The organism is Paenibacillus sp. Dod16 (assembly GCF_049893405.1).
GTDB lineage: Bacteria > Bacillota > Bacilli > Paenibacillales > Paenibacillaceae > Paenibacillus_AQ.
This window is the reverse complement of the sequence record NZ_JBNDYG010000100.1, coordinates 1-4,320: the sequence shown is the minus strand read 5'-3', so window position 1 is coordinate 4,320 and position 4,320 is coordinate 1. Positions and strand designations below refer to the sequence as shown.

Below are 4,320 nucleotides of genomic sequence, written 5' to 3'. Positions count from 1 at the left end.
TTGTTATTTGGTATTAAAGTTGTGTTCTGAAGTTATTGATTTTTCTGAGTTTATCATAATTCAGTTATAATACTGATATATAGTTGTGTGCTAGAATTCTGAGGATTCTGACTTAGACTACTGGTAGTTTTAAGCTTATCTCATATTTTTTCAACTGAATACTCTTTAAGTTCTATCGATTTCTTACTTTCAAAAAAAACACTGATGGAAACTGAGTATTTATGATTAGGGTCTCCCCCAATGATGAATAATATTGGTTCTGGGCAATTCATCGATTGATTAGCGGATATTGCATTCATCTGTTTCGAATCAATTGAACTCCTTTTGCTTGTAGCAAAAGGATGAAAGTGCCATTCTCCTAAATAAAAAGCCTTCTCTTTTTTCCAGAGTTTATTTAACCATTCCTTAAGGCCTTTTACACCTCTGTAGAATCTAGTTCTACTATGTTTTGAGTCAGTAGGAGCAGCACTGCTTCCCAGAATAACGGCCTTCTTATATGTGTCGTCATAATAACCTGCTAAAATGCCGCCTGTTTCCAAATTACCATAAGAAGTACATTGTGCTAACATAAACGCTAAAATATCTTCGCTAAATTCAACTTCCAAGCCACTTTCATGATCTCTGTATCTATAAATAAGCATTATTGAAACACCTCTCGTTGTTTCAGTATCACCCCTGCTGATACCCCGTTTAATTGCTGTTGTTCATATACAGCAAATATATTAGATCCCAACGGGTCTAGCCACCATGTTTCCATTTCTTTTATTGCTAATCCTGCCATTATCCAAATATCATCAAGTCTAGCCGGAAATAACGGATGATAACAGCCAATTCCATCTCTTGGAAGGACTGTTTTCTTATTTTCTTCTCGTTCTAATTCGATCCATGGTTTAAGAAAATCATAAAATACCTGACGGGGAAAGGGATGCTTGTTTGATAGTAAGATAAACATTCTTTTGGCTCCGAAGCCAAGCGATATAGACACAAATCTTTTAGGAAGTGTCCAGTCGAAAGAATATAAATGGTCAATGACTGCATCGCTACCCGTAGTATCAATAATGACGTCATGTTCTTCTAAAATCTCGACCTCATCTTCACTCAGATTTGGGAAAGATTTATTTATATGTGATGACCAAATGTGTAAATTGTTCTGATTTATTCGTCTAGATAAAGATTCTGCTTTTTCTCTGGACATTTTATCCACACCGAGAATATGTCGTGAAAGATTCCCTATTTTTAAAATATCATCGTCACAAACAGTGATTTTTGATATGCCTGTGCGTGATAGTAATTCACCGATAGCTGAACCAAGCGTTCCAGCACCTATCAAAAATGCACTATCCTGATGGATTTTTTTATCTAAACTCCCGCGGCTAAGAATCGCTTCCTTGCTCCAGTTCTCAGTACGGATATAATTTAATTCTTTTTCTGGTTTTAGCTCATTCAATCGATCTCGATGAAAATAATAGTCACGTGCTTTTCTAAATCCTTTAATCCTTTTGACTTTCCTAGTCAACTTCGCAATTTCAATACTGATCCAATGAACCACCTGATCTTCTTCCCCAACGATTTGAGGAATTTGAAAGCCAATCATAATAAAATTACGATTATACTCACGGAATGTATGCATTAAATCATATATCTCATTCCAGATATCAAAATGGTGTTCTTTACACACCATTTCTAAATCGCTGACTGTCTTGGGGTATGACCAAGGTTGTTGTATAGGTTTAAAGGGTAGCAATACCCATACTCCATATTGAATCTTAGTTTGGGTATTAAGCTCTACAACTTTTCCCCAATCATAGGTTTGCAATACTTCTGACTCTCTATCAAAGAAGCGTGATATATAAATAGTATCCGAATTCTCCTTAACCTCCCTTAGAGATACCAAACCAGACCGAGTATAGATTTCACTCCACTTTATAAGATCCTTTCGCTCTTCCGCAAAAACAATGGATAACTCTGATTTGAAATGTGTATGAGGTAATTCGAAATAATCTCCAGGTACAGCCAAAGAATCGTTAGAGGCAGCGATCAGCCATAACTTCAATCTCTGTACATGCCAAGAGATTCGCTTGTCAGAATCTAAAAGTTCATCACTGTCAGATAACAATTCCAGTTGACCGCTATCCCAATCGGTACAAATCTTTCCTAATCTCCAAGGAACATAGTCAACATTTATATTTTCAGTCATGTGTTGATACGTAAGAGTGATACTTCTAATTTTATCGGGAAATATACTAATAGATCCTCTTGGATAAAGAGGATCTATTAGCATATACCACTGGGTAGTTTGAGGTACAGAAGAGAATTGGTTTAATTCAGGCACATTTAAACTAAAATGCAGGACCCAACTATCTAACTTTTCAAACCAATAAAGCTCTTCTAATTGTTCGTATCCCTTAACAATATCAAGTTGAATACAACCAGAGTATATATTTTCAGRTACTGCGATATTTATCATCCAAAACGTCCACCCATAACATTTTGAGTTGTTGGATTTTCTCTCTTTGAAAATCCAACAGAGCTGTTCTCACTCTTGCTGGTTGCCTCAGAGGTTGGGAACTTAGAACCAAAAAGCTTATTCCATTCCTCTGCGCTTTCTTTTACAGTAGTAGCATCTGTAGCCCTTCTAGCAATTACAGCTGCTTCTTTAATTAGCTGGTAAAACTCTTCATATTCTTCATTTGTCACTCTGCCCATTACAYCGTGATCTGGTACACCATGATCCGGCATAACTGGCTTCGTAGGATGGTTATTTACAATCTCTTCCAAAACTTCGGTCACCCCTTGACCAACACTTTGGATATCATCCGGGCAGCATAAGCCTATCAAGTGCTCAAAAGGATAGCCCTTTGGATATTTAGGCACATCATTTGATCTTCTCCACCATTTCAGAGCCTTAACGACGTTAACATAGTGGCGATTACAAGATTTATTTTTTTCTTGAGTCCATTTAATTTGAGMTAGAGGATCAGTTTGTTTCCATTCTTTTGCCTCTCTATCGGGAATCCACAGGGGAACCGATTTCCACTCAGGTTCATTCGCATTAGAATAKGTTCTTAAAACAGAGCTCGTATCCAATGTTTCTTCAAGAACTTCCCAAGACTTCTTCAATGACCATGTTTCAATATCCTCCAAAGCCCGMATGTCGGTTACACTATTAGATTCCAAAATTCCCTCTTCACTTTCCGAKGGRGCGGCCGTGATAACAACATCTAAATCTACATAGCTTAATGAAATTCCGATTGAACGTCCCTGAATCTCGTATTTACCTGCATAGTGTTTATCCATGAATGGAACAAATACTTGAAGTGCATCTTCTGGATTGCTATATTCCTCCATACTCAATTTAGTCACTACAATTACATCGACATCCGATCGACTGTCTCCTTTTGGACGAACAGCGGTAGAYCTTCGATAACTCCCCTGAAGAAATGTACTTACAATAATTTTAGATAGATCCTCGTCTTCTTCTAATCTATTTCTCAAAGTAGTRTGTCCTTTGATAAGATCATTCACTTGATTCTCTGTTAGACGAATTTCTTTAAGGAATCTTGCAAAATAGGTGGGAATATTCATAATGAGACCTCCAAATTATTAAAGTGGGAGTAWAAATGAAGGAGAATAYGATCCATCTCCAGARAAATTATGCTCATATAGTATAATTTCTGGTATATTTGATGCTTGTTGACCAAGAAAGAAAACAAAGCCACCAGGCGCTGCAATAAAAAGGTGAACTTTTCCTTTTCTTTGACTTGGRTTGCGTCTATCTAGTGCCYTAATGATTTGCTCAGCTAGTAGCCAAGCATGCGTGCCATCTTTTATTGCCTTAAATCCCTCTGACGGCAGGCAAAAATGATAGAAAGCTTGTACTTTTAGCTTGTTWTTTTCTATGTGCCATTCTACGTGAGGTTTAACATTTCGAGTTACACTAATAGCAACTACTGTATCACCTTGATCTAATTGGTCAGAKGAAAACTCTTCTATGAATGTCGTGTAATTCTGGTCTTCTTCAAAATGTACATCAGGAATCCAAGCCATCAATCCATCTCCTCGCTGTACAGGAAATGCTTTTACTCCTGATTTTGGATTCAGTATCATTCCTGAAACAAATGTTATAGAAAGGTGTGTATTAAATTGGATCAAGTAGGCATTGCCWAGAGAAAAGACATCCTGTATAAATCCCTTTAATTTTGGTGCAACGTCACCGTTCCAACTTTGATCTGTTTTAATTAGGCGTTGATCAAAGTGGTCACTAAGACACAGAAGATGGTTAGTCTCTTCTTCTAATGTTTCAGTATAGGGAAGAAAGCT

Annotated in this window: 4 protein-coding genes; all 4 read right to left on the bottom strand. The window is 37.0% G+C overall.

The window, feature by feature from the left end:
- Nucleotides 1-140: 140 nt before the first annotated feature.
- Nucleotides 141-641: a Mov34/MPN/PAD-1 family protein gene (locus ACPV3A_RS37390; RefSeq protein WP_063477414.1), complete on the bottom strand. Its 501-nt coding sequence runs from the start codon at nt 639-641 to the stop codon at nt 141-143.
- Entirely contained in the window at nt 641-2,467 is a 1,827-nt protein-coding gene (locus tag ACPV3A_RS37385) for a ThiF family adenylyltransferase (protein WP_426204958.1), read from the bottom strand. Before ACPV3A_RS37385 ends, ACPV3A_RS37390 begins: the two co-directional genes overlap by 1 nt.
- Nucleotides 2,464-3,585 (bottom strand): SMODS domain-containing nucleotidyltransferase, encoded by a 1,122-nt coding sequence (locus ACPV3A_RS37380; protein ID WP_426204956.1) that lies wholly within the window; start codon nt 3,583-3,585, stop codon nt 2,464-2,466. Before ACPV3A_RS37380 ends, ACPV3A_RS37385 begins: the two co-directional genes overlap by 4 nt.
- A gap of 18 nt (nt 3,586-3,603) precedes the next feature.
- The coding region (locus ACPV3A_RS37375) for an SAVED domain-containing protein (protein WP_426204955.1) at nt 3,604-4,320 on the bottom strand (717 nt) is incomplete at its 5' end.

What these genes read in the sequence shown, in the direction of transcription:
- ACPV3A_RS37390 (WP_063477414.1), bottom strand. Translation starts at nt 641, where the DNA reads ATGCTTATTTATAGATACAGAGATCATGAAAGTGGCTTGGAAGTTGAA.